Below are 18,745 nucleotides of genomic sequence, written 5' to 3'. Positions count from 1 at the left end.
CATGCTCGACCGCCTGACTCTCCTGCGTCCCGACGACTGGCACATCCACCTGCGCGACGGCGCCGCCCTCGTCCGCACCGTCGGTGACGCCGCGCGCACCTTCGGCCGCGCCATCATCATGCCCAACCTGGTCCCGCCGGTGCGCAACGCCGCCGAGGCCGACGCCTACCGCCAGCGCATCCTCGCCGCGCGCCCGGCCGGCAGCCGCTTCGAGCCGCTGATGGTGCTCTACCTCACCGACCGCACCACTGCCGAGGAAGTCCGCGCCGCCAAGGCCAGCGGCTTCGTCCATGCCGCCAAGCTGTATCCGGCCGGCGCCACCACCAACTCCGATTCCGGCGTGACCAGCATCGACAACATCTTCCCGGTGCTGGAAGCCATGGCCGAAGTCGGCCTGCCACTGCTGGTGCACGGCGAGGTAACCCGCGCCGAGGTCGACGTGTTCGACCGCGAGAAGCGCTTCATCGACGAGCATCTCACCCGCGTGGTCCAGCGCTTCCCGACCCTGAAGGTGGTGCTCGAGCACATCACCACCGGCGACGCCGCGCAGTTCGTCAAGGAAGCCCCGGCCAACGTCGGCGCCACCATCACCGCGCACCACCTGCTGTACAACCGCAACCACATGCTGGTCGGCGGCATCCGTCCGCACTTCTATTGCCTGCCGATCCTCAAGCGCAACGTGCACCAGGAAGCCCTGCTCGACGCGGCGGTGAGCGGCAACCCGAAATTCTTCCTCGGCACCGACTCGGCGCCCCACGCCCGCCACGCCAAGGAAGCCGCCTGCGGCTGCGCCGGCTGCTACACCGCCTACGCCGCCATCGAGATGTATGCGGAAGCCTTCGAACAGCGCAACGCGCTGGACAAGCTGGAAGCCTTCGCCAGTTTCCACGGCCCGGACTTCTACGGCCTGCCGCGCAACGCCGACAGCATCACCCTGGTCCGCGAGGACTGGCAGGCACCCGCCAGCCTTCAGCTCGGCGAGCAGGAGCTGATCCCGCTGCGTGCCGGCGAAACGCTTCGCTGGCGTCTGCTGGAGGCCGGCGCATGAGCCAGGAACAGTACGAAGACGAGTTCGACGGCAACTTCCCGCCGGGCCCGCGCCATCCGATGGCCGAGCGTTTCCGCGGCTACCTGCCGGTAGTGGTGGACGTCGAGACCGGCGGCTTCAACTGCGCCACCGACGCCCTGCTGGAGATCGCCGCGGTCACCACCGCGATGGACGAGAAGGGCTTCCTGTACCCGGAACACACCTATTTCTTCCGCATCGAACCGTTCGAAGGCGCCAACATCGAACCGGCCGCGCTGGAGTTCACCGGCATCAAGCTGGACCACCCGCTGCGCATGGCGGTGCAGGAGGAGCAGGCGCTCCACGAGATCTTCCGCGGCGTGCGCAAGGCCATCAAGGCCAACGGCTGCAAGCGGGCGATCCTGGTCGGGCACAACAGCAGCTTCGATCTCGGCTTCCTGAATGCCGCGGTCGGCCGCACCGGCATCAAGCGCAACCCGTTCCATCCCTTCTCCAGCTTCGACACCGCCACCCTGGCCGGCCTCGCCTACGGCCAGACGGTCCTGGCGAAAGCCTGCCAGACGGCCGGCGTGGAGTTCGACAACCGCGAGGCGCACTCGGCGCGCTACGACACCGAGAAGACCGCCGAGCTGTTCTGCGGCATCGTCAACCGCTGGAAGGAAATGGGCGGCTGGATCGACGATCACGATTGAGTGATCGCAGCGCCAAACGTGTAGGAGCCAGCTTGCTGGCTCCTACAGGGAACGGTGCCACCCGCAGCAACTCCGGCGTTCCCATGGTGGACGTAAAGAGCCACGTCCACCCTACGCTCTGCCGCATCGCCAACCGTCATTGACGATCACGATCAAGCACAGCACCAAACCTGTAGGAGCCAGCTTGCTGGCGATCCCGGGTTGCCCCTCAACGCCAGCGTGTCCGGCGAACCTGGTAATCGCCAGCAAGCTGGCTCCTACAGGGAACGGTGCCACCCGCAGCAACTCCGGCGTTCCCATGGTGGACGTAAAGAGCCACGTCCACCCTACGCTCTGCCGCATCGCCAACCGTTATTGACGATCACGATTAAGCACAGCACCAAACCTGTAGGAGCCAGCTTGCTGGCGATCCCGGGTTTCCCCTCAACGCCAGCGTGGCGGGTGAACCTGATAATCGCCAGCAAGCTGACTCCTACGGGGAACGGTGCCGTTCGCAGCGTTTCCCTCACTCCCCGTCCACCCTACTTGTCCTTCTCGTACGCCTTCTCCAGCGCGTCGTTGATCGTCCGCAGCACCTTCACCCGGGCGTAGCGCTTGTCGTTGGCCTCCACCAGGGTCCAGGGGGCGATCTCGGTGCTGGTGCGCTCGATCATGTCGCTCGCCGCGTCGATGTACTGGTCCCACTTGTCGCGGTTGCGCCAGTCCTCCTCGGTGATCTTGTAGCGCTTGAACGGCGTCAGTTCGCGCTCCTTGAAGCGCTCCATCTGGGTGTCCTTGTCGATCGCCAGCCAGAACTTCACCACCACGATGTCGAACTCGGCGAGCTGCTCCTCGAAGTCGTTGATCTCGCCGTAGGCGCGCAGCCAGTCGGCCTCCGAGCAGAAGCCCTCGACCCGCTCCACCAGCACCCGCCCGTACCAGGAACGGTCGAAGATGGTGAACTGCTGGCGCCCCGGGATGTGCCGCCAGAAGCGCCACAGGTAGGGCTGGGCGCGTTCCTCCTCGGTCGGCGCGGCGATCGGCACGATGTGGTACTGGCGCGGGTCCAGCGCCGCCGTTACGCGGCGGATGGCGCCGCCCTTGCCGGCCGCGTCGTTGCCTTCGAATATCGCCATCAGCGCATGCCGGCGGAAGCGCTTGTCGCGCAGCAGCATGGCCAGGCGCGCCTGCTCCTTGGCCATCTGCCGCTTGTACTGGTCCTTGGCCAGCGTCCTGCCGAGGTCGAGGCTGGTGAGCAGGCCGCGGTTGTCCAGGCTGGCGGTGAGCGGCGCGGTGTGCGGCTGGCGGACCGGCCGCTCGAGCGTGTCCAGCGCCGCCTGCATGCCTTCCAGCAGGGTGCGCCCCACCGTCAGGCTGCGGTAGCGCGGGTCCGAGCCCTCCACCACGTACCATGGCGCGAAGTCGCGGCTGGTGCGGCGCAGGATGCGCTCGCCGTAGCACACGAACTTGTCGTAGACCTCACTCTGCTTCCAGTCCAGTTCGCTGATCCGCCAGCTGTGCTCGGGGTCCTTCTCCAGCGCCTTGAGGCGCTCCTTGAGGCGCTTCTTGGACAGGTGGAACCAGAACTTGAACAGCAGCGCGCCCTCGTCGCAGAGCATCTCCTCGAAGCGCTCGGCGGCGGCGATGCCGGCGTCCAGGCGCGCGTCGTTGATGTCGCCGGCGACCCGCGACTGCAGCATCAGGCTGTACCAGTTGCCGAAGAAGACGCCGATCCGCCCCTTAGGCGGCAGCTTGCGCCAGTAGCGCCACTGCGTCGGCCGCGACAGCTCCTCGTCGGTGGCCTTGAAGAAGCTTTCCACCTGGATCAGCCGCGGGTCCATCCATTCGTTGAGCAGCTTGACCGTCTCGCCCTTGCCCGCCCCCTCGATGCCGTTGATCAGGATGATCACCGGGAAGCGCGCCTGCTGCTTCAGCTCGAACTGCGCCTCCAGCAGCGCTTCGCGGAGTTCGGCCTCTTCCTTCTCGTAGGTGGCCTTGTCGATGGAATGGCCGATCTCTGCGGACTCGAACATGCACGGCTCCTTGATTTCCGATGCATTCAAGGTAGCAGGCCGTCCCGCCGCGATGGGCTAGAATGCGCGCTTTTCCGCCCGGACCCGCGCATGCCAGATTTCCAGCCCGCCCAGCTCGACTGGGACGAAAACGGCCAGCCCACCTCCCGCGTCTACGGCGACGTCTACTTCTCCCGCGCCAGCGGCCTGGAGGAGACGCGCCACGTGTTCCTCGACGGCAACCGCCTGCCCCGGCGCTTTGCCGAACTGCCCGCCGGCGGCCGCCTGTGCATCGGCGAGACCGGCTTCGGCACCGGCCTGAACTTCCTCTGCGCCTGGGCGCTGTTCGAGCAACTGGCCCCGGCGGATGCGCGCCTGCACTTCGTCAGCGTGGAAAAATTCCCCCTCGCCCTGCCCGACCTGCAACGCGCCCTGGCCCTCTGGCCGGAGCTGCAGCCCTGGGCCGACCCGCTGCTGGAGCAGTACGTCGGCATCCATCCCGGCTTCCAGCGCCTGGTGTTCGCCGGCGGGCGGGTGGTCCTCACCCTGCTGCTGGGCGACGTGCTGGACGTGCTGCCGGAACTGGATGCGCGCATCGACGCCTGGTTCCTCGACGGTTTCTCCCCGGCGAAGAACCCTGAGATGTGGACCGACGCGCTGTTCCGGCAGATGGCCCGGCTCTCCGCTCCCGACGCCAGCCTGGCGACCTTCACCAGCGCCGGATTCGTCCGCCGCGGGCTGATCGCCGCCGGCTTCCGCATGGAGCGGGTGAAAGGCTACGGGCAGAAGCGCGAGATGCTGGTCGGCGAGTTCAGCGGCACGCCGGACGACTCCGCCAAGCCCTGGTACGCCCGCCCGCCGCGCCACGGCGGCCCGCGCGAGGCGCTGGTGATCGGCGGCGGCATGGCCGGTTGCGCCAGCGCCGCCAGCCTGGCCGCGCGCGGCTGGCAGGTGACGCTGCTCGAACGCCACGCCGGGCTCGCCGAGGAAGCCTCGGGCAATCCGCAGGGCGTGCTCTATCTCAAGCTGTCCGCCCACGGGACGGCGCTTTCGCAACTGGTGGTCGGCGGTTTCGGCTACACCCGCCGCCTGCTCCAGCGCCTGCAGCGCGGCAGCGAGTGGGACGCCTGCGGCGTGCTGCAACTGGCCTTCGACGAGGCCGAGGGCAAGCGCCAGGCGCAACTGGCCGGCGCCTTCCCGGCGTCCCTGCAGCAATCGCTGGACAAGGGCGAAGCCGAACGCATCGCCGGCGTCAGCCTGCCGGCCGGCGGACTGTTCTTCCCCGAGGCCGGCTGGGTCCATCCGCCGGCGCTGTGCCGCTGGCTCGCCGCGCAGCCGAACGTCCGCGTCATCTGCGGCAAGGAAATCCGCCTGCAGCGCGACGCCGACGGCTGGAGCGCCTGGGCCGGCGAGGAAAAACTCGCCAGCGCGCCGGTCGCGGTGCTCGCCACCGCCGCCGAAGTACGCGACTTCCCCGCCGCCGCCAGCCTGCCGCTGAAGCGCATCCGCGGGCAGATCAGCCGCCTGCCGGCCACCGCCACCAGCGGCGCGCTGGCGACCGTGGTCTGCGCCGAGGGCTACGTTGCCCCGCCGCGCGCCGGCGAACACACCCTCGGCGCCAGCTTCGATTTTCACAGCGATGATCTTGAACCGACGCGCGAGGAACACCTCGGCAACCTCGAACTGCTGCGGGAAATCTCCCCCGACCTGCTCGCCCGCCTCGGCGGCGACACCATCGACGCCGGAACCCTGGAAGGCCGCGCCGCCTTCCGCTGCACCACGCCGGACTACCTGCCACTGGTCGGCCCGCTGGCCGAGCGCGACGCCTTCGCCAGCACCTACGCCCTGCTCGGCAAGGACGCCCGCCAGGTGCCGGACGCGCCCTGCCCCTGGCTCGACGGCCTGTACCTGAACAGCGCCCACGGCTCGCGCGGGCTGATCAGCGCGCCGCTGGCCGGCGAACTGCTGGCCGCCTGGATCGACGACGAGCCGCTGCCGCTGCCGCGCGCGGTCGCCGAGGCCTGCCACCCGAACCGCTTCTTCCTCCGCGAGGTGGTGCGCGGCACCCGCAAGGACTCATAAGGACTGTCTTGCAGATGGAAATCGCACTGCTGGAATACCTGGCCGTTGGCGTCATCCTCGGCCTGCTGCTCGGCCTGACCGGCGCCGGCGGCTCGCTGGTGGCGCTGCCGCTGCTGCTCAGCCTGCACCTGCCGCTGCACGACGCCATCGGCGTCAGCCTCGGCGCGGTGGCGCTGTCGGCGGCGATCGGCGCCATTCCCCGCGCCCGCCTCGGCCAGGTGGCCTGGCGGCCGGTGCTCCTGCTGACCGCCGCCGGCTGGCCGGGCAGCGCGCTCGGCCAGTGGCTCGGCCATTACGTGCCGGAAGCGGTGCTGATCGTCGGCTTCTGCGTGCTGGTGCTGTGGTCGGCGCAGCGCATCTGGTTCAACTCGTCGACGCCCAAGGAAGGCGGCGGGCCGGTGCGCAACGGACCGCTGCTGGCGCTGGGGCTGGGCGTCGGCACGCTGTCCGGGCTGATGGGCGTGGGCGGCGGCTTCCTCATCGTGCCGGGGCTGCTGTGGTTCACGCCGCTGTCCATGCTCGCCGCCACGGCCACCTCCATGGCGGTGATCGCACTGGTCTCCGGCGGCGGCTTCCTGCTCTACCTCGGCGGCGCACAACCGCCGCTGCCGCTGCTCGCCAGCCTCGCCGCCGGCGGCGCCCTCGGCGTCCTCACCGGCAACCATTTCGCCCAACGCCTCGGCGGCGCCACCCTGCAACGCCTGTTCGCGCTGATGCTGGTGGCGGTGAGCTTTTCACTGGCACTGCAGAAGCTGCTCGGCTGAGCGCAATGACGATGGGTATCGCTGCGCTCAACCCATCCTACGGGCTGGCGCTGCAGAAGCTGCTTGGCTGAGCCGATGGGGGGCCTGGCGGCGGATAACGCCGGCGCGTTCGACTACGTCCAGACGCACGAACCTGTAGGAGCCAGCTTGCTGGCGATCCGGGGTTTCCCCTCGACGCCAGCGTGGCAGGTGAACGTGGTGATCGCCAGCAAGCTGGCTCCTACAAAAAGCCACCTGGGCTCATTCTTCCTCTTCCACCCCCGGCACCTCGAACAGGTCCGCCGCCCGCAGCAGCCCCGCGAGGATCGAGTGCTGCTCCCACTCCGCCAGTTCGGCGAAGCGCGCCATCGCGTGCTCGGGCAGCAGCGAAGGCGCCGCCTGCAGCGCTTCGCGACCGGCGTCTTCGAGCAGCAGCCACTGCTTGCGACGGTCCTGTTCGTCGCGGCGGCGGGCCATCAGGCCGCGGCTTTCCAGGCGGTCGAGCACGCCCGAAAGCGACGCCTGGGACAGGCTCACGCGCTTGGCCAACTGGCTGGCGGTGATCTCCACCTCCACCTCCAGCACCTGCAGGATCAGCAGCTGCAACGGCGTCAGTCCACCGTAGCGGCCCAGGCGCTTGGAATGCACCTCTCCCGCCTGCTGCAGGCGCCGCAGCGCCTGGAAGATCGCCAGCGCGTACGCCGAATTACTTTTAACCATAATCATTTATCCAACATGAAAACTGTTCATATGAGGTAAAAATCTGATAGAACTACTTTCATAACGAACTGTCCGTTCATAGACAGGGCATTCGCCACCATTCATCCCCAACGGAGAACCGGTAAGGAACATGTGCGGCATAGCAGGAGAATTCCGTCTCGATAACCAGGCAGCCGACCTCGCAGCGGTCGAACGCATCACCCACCATCTCGCCCCTCGCGGTCCGGACGCCTGGGGATTCCACAGCGAAGGCCCGATCGCCTTCGGTCACCGTCGATTGAAGATCATGGATCTCGCCGAAGCATCGGGCCAACCGATGATCGACCCGGCGCTCGGTCTGTCAATGGTTTTCAACGGCGCCATCTACAACTACCCGGAACTGCGCCAGGAGCTGGAAGCCCTGGGTTACGGCTTCTTTTCCGACGGCGATACGGAAGTGTTGCTGAAGGGATACCACGCCTGGGGCGCGGAGCTGCTGCCCAGACTCAACGGAATGTTCGCCTTCGCCATCTGGGAACGCGACCGGCGGCGCCTGTTCATCGCCCGCGACCGGCTCGGCATCAAGCCGCTGTACCTGTCGCAGACCGGCCAGCGCCTGCGCTTCGCCTCCAGCCTGCCGGCGCTGCTCAAGGGCGGCGACATCGATGCGGCGCTGGACCCGCACGCGCTCAACCACTACCTGAACTTCCACGCCGTGGTCCCGGCGCCGCGCACGCTGCTGGCCGGGGTGCGCAAGCTGCCGCCGGCGACCTGGATGACGCTCGACGCCGACGGCCGCAGCGAGCAGCAGACCTGGTGGAACCTCGACTACGGCCCGCGCGCCGACGAGCAGGGTCTCAGCCTGGAAGACTGGGAAACCCGCGTGCTCGACAGCCTGCGCGACGCCGTCGCGGTGCGCCAGCGCGCCGCCCGCGAAGTCGGCGTGCTGCTCTCCGGCGGGGTCGATTCCAGCCTGCTGGTCGGCCTGCTCCACGAGGCCGGCATCGAGGACCTGCTGACCTTCTCCATCGGCTTCCAGGATGCCGGCGGCGAGCGCGGCGACGAGTTCCACTACTCCGACCTGATCGCCCGCCACTACAACACCCGTCACCATCAGCTGCGCATCGCCGAGAAGGAAGTGCTGGAGCAGTTGCCGGCGGCCTTCCGCGCCATGAGCGAGCCGATGGTCAGCCACGACTGCATCGCCTTCTACCTGCTCTCCCGCGAGGTATCGAAGCACTGCAAGGTGGTGCAGAGCGGCCAGGGCGCCGACGAGCTGTTCGCCGGCTACCACTGGTATCCGCGGATGGATGGCGCCAGCGAGCCGCTGCACGCCTACCGCTCGGTGTTCTTCGACCGCAGTCACGACGAATACCTGGAAACCGTGCGCGAAGCGCTGCGCGTGGAGGACGTGGCCGGCGCCTTCGTCCGCGAGCATTTCGCCCGCCCCGGCGCCAGCGATCCGGTGGACAAGGCGCTGCGCCTGGACAGCACGGTGATGCTGGTCGACGACCCGGTGAAGCGGGTCGACAACATGACCATGGCCTGGGGCCTGGAAGCCCGCGTGCCGTTCCTCGACTACCGCCTGGCGGAACTGTCGGCGCGCATCCCGGCGCGCTTCAAGCTCGGCGACGGCGGCAAGCAGGTGCTCAAGGGCGCCGCCCGGCGGGTGATCCCGGCGGAGGTGATCGACCGGCCCAAGGGCTACTTCCCGGTGCCGGGCCTCAAGCACCTGCAGGGCGATACCCGTGCCTGGGTCAGCGAACTGCTGCTCGACCCCAGCCAGGACCGCGGCCTGTTCGAACCGGCGATGCTCGACCGCCTGCTCGGCGATCCGCACGCCGACCTCACTCCCCTGCGCGGCTCCAAGCTCTGGCAGCTCGCCGCGCTGAACCTGTGGCTCAGCGAGCACGGGCTCTGAGAGCCGGCCAACTACCGGCGAACATGGAAAGATCCGGGAGTACCCCATGAAACCCCATACCAACCTTCCCCATAACCAGCGCCTGCTGCGCGGCCAGACGCCGACCTACGAACGGCTGCAGGCGCGCTTCGCCGAGGGCCACGGCAAGCAGCCCGGCGAAGCGATGATCCTGCACTGCGGCTGGGGCCGCCTGTTGCTCGGGCATACCTTCCCGACGGCGGAGGCGCTGGCCCAGGAGCTGCTCAACGAATGCCCCGGCGAACGCGACATCGCCCTCTACGTGGCGGCGCCGCAGCAGGTGCTGGCGCACGCGCCGCAGCAGCTGTTCCTCGACCCCTCCGACGCCCTGCGCCTGTGGTTCACCGACTACCGCCCGGCGCGCCGGCCGCACCGTGGCCTGCGCATCCGCCGCGTGCACAGCGACGACGACTGGGCGGCGATCAACCGCCTGTACCTGACGCGCGGCATGCTGCCGGTGGAGCCGTCCCAGGTCACCCCGCGCAAGCATGGCGGCCCGACCTACTGGCTGGCCGAGGACGCCGAGACCGGCGCGGTGATCGGCACCGTGATGGGCCTGGACCATGCCCGGGCGTTCCACGATCCCGAGGATGGCTCCAGCCTCTGGTGCCTGGCGGTGGACCCGCAGTGCAGCCGGCCGGGCGTCGGCGAGGCGCTGGTGCGGCACCTGGTGGAGCACTTCATCAGCCGCGGTCGGGCCTATCTCGACCTGTCGGTGCTGCACGACAACCGCCAGGCCAAGGCGCTCTACCGCAAGCTCGCCTTCCGTGAGCTGCCGACCTTCGCCATCAAGCGCAAGAACTCGTTCAACCAGCCGCTGTTCCTCGGCCCCGGCCCGGAACAGGACCTCAACCCCTACGCCACCATCATCGTCAACGAGGCGCACCGGCGCGGCATCGAGGTGCAGGTGCAGGACGCCGCCGCCGGCCTCTTCACCCTCACCCAGGGCGGCCGGCGCATCCGCTGCCGCGAGTCGCTGAGCGACCTGACCAGCGCCGTCACCATGACCCTCTGCCAGGACAAGACCCTCACCCACGGCGTGCTCGACCGCGCCGGGCTCAGCCAGCCGCAACAGCGCCTGGCCGGCAGCGCGAAGGAGAATGCCGCGTTCCTCGCCGAACATGGCGCGCTGGTGGTCAAGCCGGTGGATGGCGAGCAGGGCCAGGGCGTCGCCGTCGACCTGCGCAGCGCCGAGGACGTCGAGGCGGCCATCGAGCGCGCCCGCCAGTTCGACAGCCGCGTGCTGCTGGAGAGCTACCACAGCGGCAGCGACCTGCGCATCGTGGTGATCGGCTACGAAGTGGTGGCCGCGGCCATCCGCCGACCCGCCGAGGTGATCGGCGACGGCCGCCACAGCATCCGCGAACTGATCGAGGCGCAGAGCCGCCGCCGGCAGGCCGCCACCGGCGGGGAAAGCCGCATTCCGCTGGACGAGGAAACCGGGCGCACCCTGGCCGACGCCGGCTGCGACTACGACGACGTGCTGCCCAGCGGCCAGCGCCTGGCGGTGCGCCGCACCGCCAACCTGCACACCGGCGGCACCATGGAAGACGTCACCGCCAGCCTGCACCCCAAGCTGCGCGACGCCGCCGTGCGAGCCGCCCGCGCCCTGGAAATCCCGGTCACCGGGCTGGACTTCCTGGTCGAGGACGCCGGCCAGCCGGACTACGTGATCATCGAGGCCAACGAGCGCCCGGGCCTGGCCAACCACGAACCGCAGCCCACCGCCGAGCGCTTCGTCGACCTGCTATTCCCGCTCAGCCGCGAGCCGCTGCAGCGCCTCGGCGAGACGGAGGTACCCGCATGAAGCAACTGCCGCAGCCGGACCTGAACTACCTGCAGCAGGTACTCCTGGAAATGCTCGCCATTCCCAGCCCCACCGGCTTCACCGACACCATCGTGCGCTACGTCGCCGAACGCCTGGAAGAACTCGGCGTGCCCTTCGAGCTGACTCGCCGCGGGACCATCCGCGCGACCATCACCGGCAAGCGCAACAGCCCGGACCGCGCGGTTTCCGCCCACCTCGACACCATCGGCGCGATGGTCCGCTCGATCAAGCCGAACGGCCGCCTGTGCCTGGCGCCGGTGGGCTGCTGGTCGAGCCGCTTCGCCGAGGGCAGCCGGGTCACGGTGTTCTGCGAGAACGGCGTGCTGCGTGGCAGCGTGCTGCCGCTGATGGCCTCCGGGCACGCCTTCAACACCGCGGTGGACAGCCTGCCGGTGAGCTGGGACAACATCGAGCTGCGCCTCGACGCCGCCACCGCCAGCCAGGCCGACAGCGAGGCGCTGGGAGTGTCCATCGGCGATTTCGTCGCCTTCGACCCGCTGCCGGAATTCACCGAGAGCGGCCACATCAGCGCCCGCCACCTCGACGACAAGGCCGGCGTCGCCGCCCTGCTCACCGCGCTCAAGGCGATCCGCGAGAGCGGCCAGGAACCGCCGATCGACTGCCATCCGCTGTTCACCATCACCGAGGAAATCGGCTCCGGCACCGCCGGCGCGCTGCCCTGGGACGTCAGCGAATTCGTCGGCATCGACATCGCCCCGGTGGCCGAGGGGCAGAACTCCAGCGAACACGCCGTCAGCGTCGCCGTGCAGGACTCCGGCGGGCCCTACGACTACCACCTGTCGCGGCACCTGCTGCGCCTCGCCGACCGTCACGAGATCGGCGTGCGCCGCGACCTGTTCCGCTACTATCAGAGCGACGCGCAATCGGCGATCACCTCCGGCCACGACATCCGCACTGCCCTGCTCGCCTTCGGCTGCGACGCCACCCACGGCTACGAACGCACCCACATCGACAGCCTCGCCGCCCTCGCCCGCCTGCTCACCGCCTACCTCCTCAGCCCGCCGGTCTTCGCCAGCGACGCCGAGCCGAAGGACGCTTCGCTGGAGAAATTCAGCAAGCAGCTGGAGCATCCGGTGCACATGGAAAGCACGACGCATGTGCCGGCGGTGGAGGAGATTGTGGAGACAGGAAAGTAGGAGCGGGCCATGCCCGCGACCCGCCGCGATGTCGCGGGCATGGCCCACTCCTACAGGCGCCGTAGGAAACCTCCCGTTCATCCGTCCGCTCGCTCCGAATCGCAGGCCGCCCTACAATCGCCGCCTGCCCCGGAGCTTCACCCATGCTGATCCCCTACGACCTGCTCGAACCCGCCACCCTCGACAACCTGCTGGAAGACTTCGTCACCCGCGAAGGCACCGACAACGGCGACGAAACTCCCCTCCCCACCCGCGTCGAACGCGCCCGCCATGCGCTGAAGCGCGGCGAAGCGGTGATCGTCTTCGACCCGGAAAGCCAACAGTGCCAGTTGATGCTGAAAAGCGAAGTGCCGAAGGAGTGGTTGCACCCGTAGCCGCGCACGCGGCCCCGCAACGGTGGATGAAAAGAACCTCATCCACCCTACGGAAATGCACGCTTTTGTAGGAGCGAGCTTGCTCGCGATCCGGTGTATTCCCTGATGATGGGGCGCCGGTCGAAACCATGGATCGCCAGCAAGCCGGCTCCTACGAAGAGCGGCCCCCACCGATCCACCACAGCCGCGCACGCGGCCCCGCAATGGTGGATGAAAAGAACCTCATCCACCCTACGGAAATGCACGCTTTTGTAGGAGCGAGCTTGCTCGCGATCCGGTGTATTCCCTGATGATGGGGCGCCGGTCGAAACCATGGATCGCCAGCAAGCTGGCTCCTACGAAGAGCGGCCCCCACCGATCCACCACAGCCGCGCACGCGGCCCCGCAATGGTGGATGAAAAGAACCTCATCCACCCTACGGAAATGCACGCTTTTGTAGGAGCGAGCTTGCTCGCGATCCGGTGTATTCCCTGATGATGGGGCGCCGGTCGAAACCATGGATCGCCAGCAAGCTGGCTCCTACGAAGAGCGGCCCCCACCGATCCACCACAGCCACGCACGCGGCCCCGCAATGGTGGATGAAAAGAGCCTCATCCACCCTACGAACTACTTCACCACCGGCACGTCCCCATCAAACCCGCCGAATCAACAACTCCCGCGCCCGCGCCTCGTCCGCCGGCGGCAGTTCGGTGAACATCGTCACCTTCCCGGCAACCAGCGCCCCCACCGGCGCGCCGTCGCGGTACAGCACCCGATTCCCCGCCAGCGCCGGCACCCGCTCGCCGGGCAGCAGGGTGCCGGTCAGGTTGAGCGGATCGACCGCCGACACTACCAGCCATTCCCCATCCCACACGCGCCGGCGCACTTCGCGCAGCAGGCCGACCGCTTCGGGCAGGGCGAACTGTTCGCCGGTCAGGCCGGCGATGAAGCGGCCGCCGCGGATCTCGCCACGCGCTTCCAGGCGGTGGTAGACGCGCAGCAGGTCGCGCCAGGGCGGCAGCCAGTCGGCCTCGCGGTCGAGCAGGCGCCAGCAGGCCACGCCGTAGCGGCGCAGCAGGGTCATGGCGATGTGCTCCAGCACCTCCGCCGGCAATTTCCCCTCGCTGCGCGGACGGCGCAGGGCGGCCCAGCGGCCGGCATCGGCCATGCCGAACAGCGGCGTGCGCCGCCGGCGGTCGTGGCGGCTGCGCTGGGCGGCGGGCATCAGCAGGGCGCGCAGGCCGGCGAAGCTGTCGGCGTTCACCCGTCCCACCGCCACCAGTTCGCCGAGGGCGTTTTCCAGTTCGGTGCGCAGCAGGTGGGTCTCCGTCGTCAGCTCGTCGAAGAACAGCGCGCCCTGCTCCTTCAGGGTTTCCAGCACCTTGGCCGCCTTCGACGACAGCTCCGGCTCCGCCGCATCCGCTACCAGCATGCTCCACTGCGCCAGCTGGCGGCGCGGCAGCAGGACAATGGGCGTGCTGCGCAGCGGCCCGCCGCCGCTGCGTCCGCGGATGGTCGAGCGTGACGGCAGGCGCGCCCAGACCAGCCGGCCGGCGCGGCACAGGTCGTCCAGCCAGTCGATCCCGTAGTCCGCCACCCGCGCCGGCAGGATGTCGCTTTCCCAGGCGCCGGCCGCGGCCTGGAAGCCTTCCAGCTGGCCGAGCACGCCGGCCAGCGCCTCCGCGCCGCGCACCCGCGAATCCTTCGCGACGCGCTGCCAGTCGAACAGGAAGCGCATGAAATCGGCGCGCTCCACCGGCTCGATCTCGCGGCGCAGGCGCTTCACCGTGTAGCGATGGATGCGCGCCAGCAGGTGGCGCTCGCACCATTCCTCCGTTGCAGCGCCCGGCGTGAAGCGGCCGCGCAGCACGTAGCCCTCGCGCTCCAGGCTGGCCAGGGCGAAGCCGATATCCGCCTCTGGCAGGCCGATATCCTCGGCCAGCAATGCCTGGGTGCGCGGGCCGAAGCCGGTCAGGCGGACGCGGACGATTTCCACCAGCGCCTCTTCCGCCGTCCAGCTTTCTCGCAACTCCGCCGGCAGCAGCAACGCCGGTTCGGGATGGGCGGCGGGATGCACGGCCTGCAACTGGGCAAGCCGCTCGGCCGCCACCCACAGCGTTCCCAGGCGCGTGGCGCGGCCAGCCTTGAGCAGTTGCGCCAGCAGCGCCGGCCAGCCTTCATTGGCTACGGCCTCGTCGGCGCGGATGAAGCCGAGGCCGCTCAACGCCTCGTGCATCTCGTCCGGATTACGCGCTTCCGGCCAGGCTTCGGCGCGCACCGCGGCGATCGCCTCGGCATCCAGAGCGCCAAGATCATCGGCCGACTCCGGATCGGTCCAGCGACGGCTCTGCACGGCCTGGGTGCGGCGTTCCTCCAGCGGTGCGTCGTCGAGATAGGCATAGGGATTGGCGGTCAGCACTTCCGCCGCCAGTGCGGAGGGCGCCGGCAGGTCGCGGGCGTGCAGTTCGATCGCGCCGGACTCCATGCGCCGCAGCAGCGCCAGCCAGCCTTCGCTGTCCATGGCCTCGTGCAGGCAGTCGTCCAGCGTCTGCGCCACCAGCGGGTGATCGGGAATCTGCCGCTCGCCGACGATGTTCTCCAGGCACGCCACCTGGTCGGGGAACACCGCCGCCAGCAGGTCCTCGCTGCGCATGCGCTGCAGTTGCGGCGCCACCTTGCGCCCGCCACGGGAGCGCGGCAGGGCCAGCGCGGTGGTGGCGTTCCAGCGCCAGCGCACGCCGAACAGCGGCGCATCCAGCAGCGCCTGGACCAGCACGTGTTCCGCTGTGTTGGAGTGCAGGTAGCGCCACACCTCGTCGAGCGGGAAGCTGTGGCTGGTGGACAGCGACAGGATGATCGCGTTCTCGGTGGCCGCCGCCTGCAGCTCGAAGTTGAAGTTGCGGCAGAAGCGCTTGCGCAGCGCCAGGCCCCAGGCGCGGTTGATGCGGCTGCCGAAGGGCGAATGGATCACCAGTTGCATGCCGCCGGATTCGTCGAAGAAGCGTTCCAGCACCAGCTTCGACTGGCTCGGCAGCACGCCCAGCGCCGCCCGTGCGCGGGCCAGGTATTCGACCATCTGCTGCGCCGCCGCCTCGTCGAGGCCGAGTTCGCGAGCGAGCCAGCCGATGGCCGGCGCCAGCGGTTCGGCGCTGCCCTCGCCTTCTGCCAATAACCCGTCGAGCCGTTCGCGCAGGCGCGACACGCTGGCCGACAGCTCGTCGCTGCGCCCCGGCGCCTCGCCCAGCCAGAACGGGATGTTCGGCGGCTGGCCCTGGGCATCCTCGACGCGCACGCGGCCCGGTTCGACGCGCAGGATGCGGTAGGAAATATTGCCCAGCTGGAACACGTCGCCACCCAGGCTTTCCACCGCGAAGTCCTCGTTCACCGTGCCCACCAGCAGCCCCTGCGGCTCCAGCAGCACGGCGTAGTCGCCGCTGTCGGGGATGGTTCCGCCGGAGGTCACGGCGGTCATCTTCGCCCCGCGCCGGCTGCGCAGCATGTGGTTGACCACATCGCGGTGCAGGTAGGCGGCGCGCTGGCCGACGCGGCTGGTGTAGCCCTCGGCGAGCATGCGCAGCAGGCTGTCGAAGGTCGCGCGGGACAGGTCGGCATAAGGCTGCGCGCGGGTCAGCAGGCGGAACAGCTCGTCCTCGTGCCATTCGCGGCAGGCCACTTCGGCGACGATCTGCTGCGCCAGCACGTCCAGCGGCGCGTGGGGGATCACCAGGCTGTCCAGCTCGTCGCGGCGCACGCTGTCGAGCAGCGCCGCGCATTCGATCAGGTCGTCCCGCGAGGTGGGGAACAGCCGGCCCTTGGGTGTGCCGCCGACGCTGTGCCCGGAGCGCCCGACCCGCTGCAGGAAGGCGGCGATGGAGCGCGGCGAACCGATCTGGCAGACCAGCTCGACATCGCCGATGTCGATGCCCAGCTCCAGCGACGCGGTGGCCACCAGCACCCGCAGGCGGCCGGCCTTGAGGCGCTGCTCGGCGTCCAGGCGCAGTTCCTTGGACAGGCTGCCGTGATGCGCCGCCACCTGGTCGTTGCCCAGGCGTTCGGCGAGGTGGCGGGTGATGCGCTCGGCCAGCCGCCGGGTATTCACGAAGATCAGCGTGGTGCGCTGCGCCTTCGCCAGCTCGGCGAGGCGGTCGTAGACCGAATCCCACACCTCGTGGGACATCACCGCCTCCAGCGGCGCCGGCGGCACCTCGATGCCGAGGTCGCGGGCGCGGCTGTAGCCGATGTCGACGATGCGGCAGGCTTCCAGCCGCGGCTTCGCATCGCCGGCACGGCTGCCGACCAGGAAACGCGCCACCGCCTCGATGGGCTTCTGCGTGGCGGACAGGCCGATACGCACCAGCGGCGCCGCGCACAGCGCCTGCAGGCGTTCCAGCGAGAGGGTCAGGTGGCTGCCGCGCTTGCTGCCGGCCAGCGCGTGGATCTCGTCGACGATCACGCTGCGCGCCCCGGCCAGCATGGCCCGCCCGGAGTCCGAGCCGAGCAGCACGTAGAGCGATTCCGGCGTGGTGACGAGGATGTGCGGCGGCCGCCGGCGCATCGATTCGCGCTCGCCCTGGGTGGTGTCGCCGGTGCGCACGGCGGTGCGGATGTCCACCTGCGGCAGGCCGGCACGTTCGAGCTCATCGCGGATGCCGGCGAGAGGCTCTTCCAGGTTGATGCGGATGTCGTTGGACAGCGCCTTCAGCGGCGAGACGTAGACCACCGCAGTGCGATCCGGCAGCTCACCGCCGTTCGCCAGGCCTTCGCGCACCAGTTCGTCGATGGCGGCGAGGAAGGCGGTGAGCGTCTTGCCCGAGCCGGTGGGCGCGGCGACCAGCGTCGAGCGCCCGGCGCGGATCGACGGCCAGGCCAGCTGCTGGGCACGGGTCGGCGCGGCGAAGTGCCGGCGGAACCAGGCGGCGACGGCGGGGTGGAAGTCGTCGAGCACGCTGGTGGCGGGGGAAGCGAGGGCGTCGGTCATGACAGGGATGATGGTGGCGACATGGAGCGGTCACAAGGGCCACCGATCGTGCGCCGGCATGGCGTTGTTCATCTTGTCGAGATGGGTTGTCCCTGCTGGCGCGGGGAACACGCCAGGCGCTGCGCCGACGTGCGCCTGTCGCCGGCCCAGCTGACCCGCGCCTACAACGACCCGGCCTATCGCGACGAGCTGCGCGAGCAGGCGCCGCCGGCGCGCGGCACGCTCAGCGATGCCGACCTGGAGCGAATCGCCGAGCGCGTGGCACAGAAAGTCCTGGAGCGCCTGGCGCAGCGCTTTTCCGAGCTTGGTCTAGTTGGTTAAACTAGACTAGACAACCGCGGAGGAACCCCCATGCAAATCGTCAACATCCACGAAGCCAAGACGCACCTGTCGAAGCTGGTCGAGCTGGCTGCCGCCGGCGAACCCTTCATCATCGCCAAGGCCGGCAAGCCGCTGGTAGTGGTAACGGCGATCGAGGACAAGCCGCGCAAGCGCTTCGGCATGCTGGAGGGGCTGTACCCGCCCGTTCCGGACGATTTCGACAGCATGTTCGCCGCTGATATCGAAGCCATGTTCTACGGCGAGGATGACCAGTGAGACTACTGCTCGACACACACATTCTGCTGTGGCTCGCCGGCAACGATCCACGCTTGCCGAAAACCGTCCTGCAGTTGGTCGAGGACACCCGCAACACGCTGGTATTCAGCGCCGCCAGCATGTGGGAAATCGCTGTCAAACGTAGCCGTGGCCGCCCGGACTTCCCGCATGACGCGCCCGTCATCCGCCAGGCACTGCTGGACGCCGGCTATCAGGAACTCGCCATCGACAGCCACCACGCCATGGCCTCGACGGAGCTGCCGAAAATCCATGGCGACCCCTTCGACCGTATCCTGATCGCTCAGGCGCAACTCGGCGGAATGGTGCTGGTGACGGCAGACCAAACTGTCGCCCGCTACCCGGGCGCTATCAAACTCGTCTGACACCTCCCCCGTAAAATCGCCGCTACGCCACCAGATTTGCGCCACACTGCGCGAGAGGCCCACGCGATCGCCTCACCACGCGCAAAATTGATGCCTTACCGTGCAAGTTTCCACATATGCGCAAACGGTTCATCCCCGCTGGCGCGGGGAACACTACTGCAGGCGGTTGCCCGAGAAGCTCTCGGTCGGTTCATCCCCGCTGGCGCGGGGAGCACGTACTTACGATGGAGTTGGTGAACGAGCCGCCCGGTTCATCCCCGCTGGCGCGGGGAACAC

14 protein-coding genes and 1 CRISPR repeat array (1 of these 15 cut by a window edge) are annotated in these 18,745 nt (G+C 69.0%); of the genes, 11 read left to right on the top strand and 3 right to left on the bottom strand.

Going from position 1 to position 18,745, the window contains the following annotated elements:
* Position 1: 1 nt before the first annotated feature.
* Positions 2-1,048: a dihydroorotase gene (pyrC, locus tag BLR75_RS04380; RefSeq protein WP_084315249.1), complete on the top strand. Its 1,047-nt coding sequence runs from the start codon at positions 2-4 to the stop codon at positions 1,046-1,048.
* Positions 1,045-1,719, top strand: a complete 675-nt coding sequence (gene rnt / locus BLR75_RS04375) for a ribonuclease T (RefSeq protein WP_084315247.1) — start codon at positions 1,045-1,047, stop codon at positions 1,717-1,719. The genes pyrC and rnt overlap by 4 nt, the downstream gene beginning before the upstream one ends.
* A gap of 521 nt (positions 1,720-2,240) precedes the next feature.
* Here rnt and pap read toward each other — a convergent pair.
* Positions 2,241-3,731, bottom strand: coding sequence for a polyphosphate:AMP phosphotransferase (gene pap, locus BLR75_RS04370; protein ID WP_084315245.1), 1,491 nt, complete (start codon positions 3,729-3,731; stop codon positions 2,241-2,243).
* Between the two features lie 90 nt (positions 3,732-3,821).
* Here pap and mnmC point away from each other — a divergent pair, with 90 nt between their 5' ends.
* Both mnmC and BLR75_RS04360 read left to right on the top strand, forming a co-directional pair.
* Positions 3,822-5,792: a bifunctional tRNA (5-methylaminomethyl-2-thiouridine)(34)-methyltransferase MnmC2/FAD-dependent 5-carboxymethylaminomethyl-2-thiouridine(34) oxidoreductase MnmC1 gene (gene mnmC / locus BLR75_RS04365; RefSeq protein WP_084315243.1), complete on the top strand. Its 1,971-nt coding sequence runs from the start codon at positions 3,822-3,824 to the stop codon at positions 5,790-5,792.
* A 14-nt stretch (positions 5,793-5,806) separates the two neighbouring features.
* Positions 5,807-6,556, top strand: coding sequence for a sulfite exporter TauE/SafE family protein (locus BLR75_RS04360; protein WP_084315241.1), 750 nt, complete (start codon positions 5,807-5,809; stop codon positions 6,554-6,556).
* Positions 6,557-6,796: 240 nt separating this feature from the next.
* Here BLR75_RS04360 and BLR75_RS04355 read toward each other — a convergent pair whose 3' ends face one another.
* Positions 6,797-7,255 carry a MarR family winged helix-turn-helix transcriptional regulator gene (locus BLR75_RS04355; protein ID WP_084315239.1) on the bottom strand — a complete coding sequence of 153 codons (459 nt, stop codon included), beginning with the start codon at positions 7,253-7,255 and terminating at the stop codon, positions 6,797-6,799.
* Positions 7,256-7,385: 130 nt separating this feature from the next.
* Between BLR75_RS04355 and BLR75_RS04350 the strand changes: the two genes are divergently transcribed.
* The 4 genes from BLR75_RS04350 to BLR75_RS04335 all read left to right on the top strand — a co-directional run bounded on the left by BLR75_RS04350 (position 7,386) and on the right by BLR75_RS04335 (position 12,532).
* Positions 7,386-9,155, top strand: coding sequence for an N-acetylglutaminylglutamine amidotransferase (locus tag BLR75_RS04350; RefSeq protein WP_084315237.1), 1,770 nt, complete (start codon positions 7,386-7,388; stop codon positions 9,153-9,155).
* A gap of 46 nt (positions 9,156-9,201) precedes the next feature.
* Complete coding sequence (gene ngg / locus BLR75_RS04345) at positions 9,202-10,980, top strand: N-acetylglutaminylglutamine synthetase (protein ID WP_084315236.1); 1,779 nt, start codon at positions 9,202-9,204, stop codon at positions 10,978-10,980.
* Positions 10,977-12,158, top strand: a complete 1,182-nt coding sequence (locus tag BLR75_RS04340; RefSeq protein WP_084315235.1) for an osmoprotectant NAGGN system M42 family peptidase — start codon at positions 10,977-10,979, stop codon at positions 12,156-12,158. The genes ngg and BLR75_RS04340 overlap by 4 nt, the downstream gene beginning before the upstream one ends.
* Before the next feature lie 143 nt (positions 12,159-12,301).
* Positions 12,302-12,532, top strand: coding sequence for a YheU family protein (locus tag BLR75_RS04335; protein ID WP_084315233.1), 231 nt, complete (start codon positions 12,302-12,304; stop codon positions 12,530-12,532).
* A gap of 631 nt (positions 12,533-13,163) precedes the next feature.
* Here BLR75_RS04335 and BLR75_RS04330 read toward each other — a convergent pair.
* Positions 13,164-17,489: a DEAD/DEAH box helicase gene (locus BLR75_RS04330; protein WP_090415992.1), complete on the bottom strand. Its 4,326-nt coding sequence runs from the start codon at positions 17,487-17,489 to the stop codon at positions 13,164-13,166.
* 21 nt (positions 17,490-17,510) lie between these two features.
* Here BLR75_RS04330 and BLR75_RS26300 point away from each other — a divergent pair, with 21 nt between their 5' ends.
* From BLR75_RS26300 to BLR75_RS04315, 3 genes are read left to right on the top strand one after another with little or no spacing between them, the layout of a single operon-like run.
* Complete coding sequence (locus tag BLR75_RS26300) at positions 17,511-17,810, top strand: hypothetical protein (protein WP_139206990.1); 300 nt, start codon at positions 17,511-17,513, stop codon at positions 17,808-17,810.
* 30 nt (positions 17,811-17,840) lie between these two features.
* A complete protein-coding gene (locus BLR75_RS04320; protein ID WP_084315227.1) occupies positions 17,841-18,086 on the top strand; it encodes a type II toxin-antitoxin system Phd/YefM family antitoxin in 246 nt (81 codons plus the stop codon).
* Positions 18,083-18,469: a type II toxin-antitoxin system VapC family toxin gene (locus BLR75_RS04315; protein ID WP_084315225.1), complete on the top strand. Its 387-nt coding sequence runs from the start codon at positions 18,083-18,085 to the stop codon at positions 18,467-18,469. The genes BLR75_RS04320 and BLR75_RS04315 overlap by 4 nt, the downstream gene beginning before the upstream one ends.
* 126 nt (positions 18,470-18,595) lie before the next feature.
* Positions 18,596-18,745: a CRISPR direct-repeat array (repeat unit 28 nt; unit sequence GGTTCATCCCCGCTGGCGCGGGGAACAC); it runs 184 nt beyond the window's last position.

The organism is Pseudomonas jinjuensis, assembly GCF_900103845.1.
GTDB classification, from domain to species: Bacteria; Pseudomonadota; Gammaproteobacteria; order Pseudomonadales; family Pseudomonadaceae; genus Pseudomonas; species Pseudomonas jinjuensis.
The sequence above is the reverse complement of the archived record's forward strand: the minus strand, read 5'-3'. Positions and strand labels throughout refer to the sequence as shown.

Bases quoted from the DNA above. Each gene is read 5' to 3' on its own strand.
- pyrC (WP_084315249.1), top strand. From the start codon at position 2: ATGCTCGACCGCCTGACTCTCCTGCGTCCCGACGACTGGCACATCCAC.
- rnt (WP_084315247.1), top strand. From the start codon at position 1,045: ATGAGCCAGGAACAGTACGAAGACGAGTTCGACGGCAACTTCCCGCCG.
- pap (WP_084315245.1), bottom strand. From the start codon at position 3,731: ATGTTCGAGTCCGCAGAGATCGGCCATTCCATCGACAAGGCCACCTAC.
- mnmC (WP_084315243.1), top strand. From the start codon at position 3,822: ATGCCAGATTTCCAGCCCGCCCAGCTCGACTGGGACGAAAACGGCCAG.
- BLR75_RS04360 (WP_084315241.1), top strand. From the start codon at position 5,807: ATGGAAATCGCACTGCTGGAATACCTGGCCGTTGGCGTCATCCTCGGC.
- BLR75_RS04355 (WP_084315239.1), bottom strand. From the start codon at position 7,255: ATGGTTAAAAGTAATTCGGCGTACGCGCTGGCGATCTTCCAGGCGCTG.
- BLR75_RS04350 (WP_084315237.1), top strand. From the start codon at position 7,386: ATGTGCGGCATAGCAGGAGAATTCCGTCTCGATAACCAGGCAGCCGAC.
- ngg (WP_084315236.1), top strand. From the start codon at position 9,202: ATGAAACCCCATACCAACCTTCCCCATAACCAGCGCCTGCTGCGCGGC.
- BLR75_RS04340 (WP_084315235.1), top strand. From the start codon at position 10,977: ATGAAGCAACTGCCGCAGCCGGACCTGAACTACCTGCAGCAGGTACTC.
- BLR75_RS04335 (WP_084315233.1), top strand. From the start codon at position 12,302: ATGCTGATCCCCTACGACCTGCTCGAACCCGCCACCCTCGACAACCTG.
- BLR75_RS04330 (WP_090415992.1), bottom strand. From the start codon at position 17,489: ATGACCGACGCCCTCGCTTCCCCCGCCACCAGCGTGCTCGACGACTTC.
- BLR75_RS26300 (WP_139206990.1), top strand. From the start codon at position 17,511: ATGGAGCGGTCACAAGGGCCACCGATCGTGCGCCGGCATGGCGTTGTT.
- BLR75_RS04320 (WP_084315227.1), top strand. From the start codon at position 17,841: ATGCAAATCGTCAACATCCACGAAGCCAAGACGCACCTGTCGAAGCTG.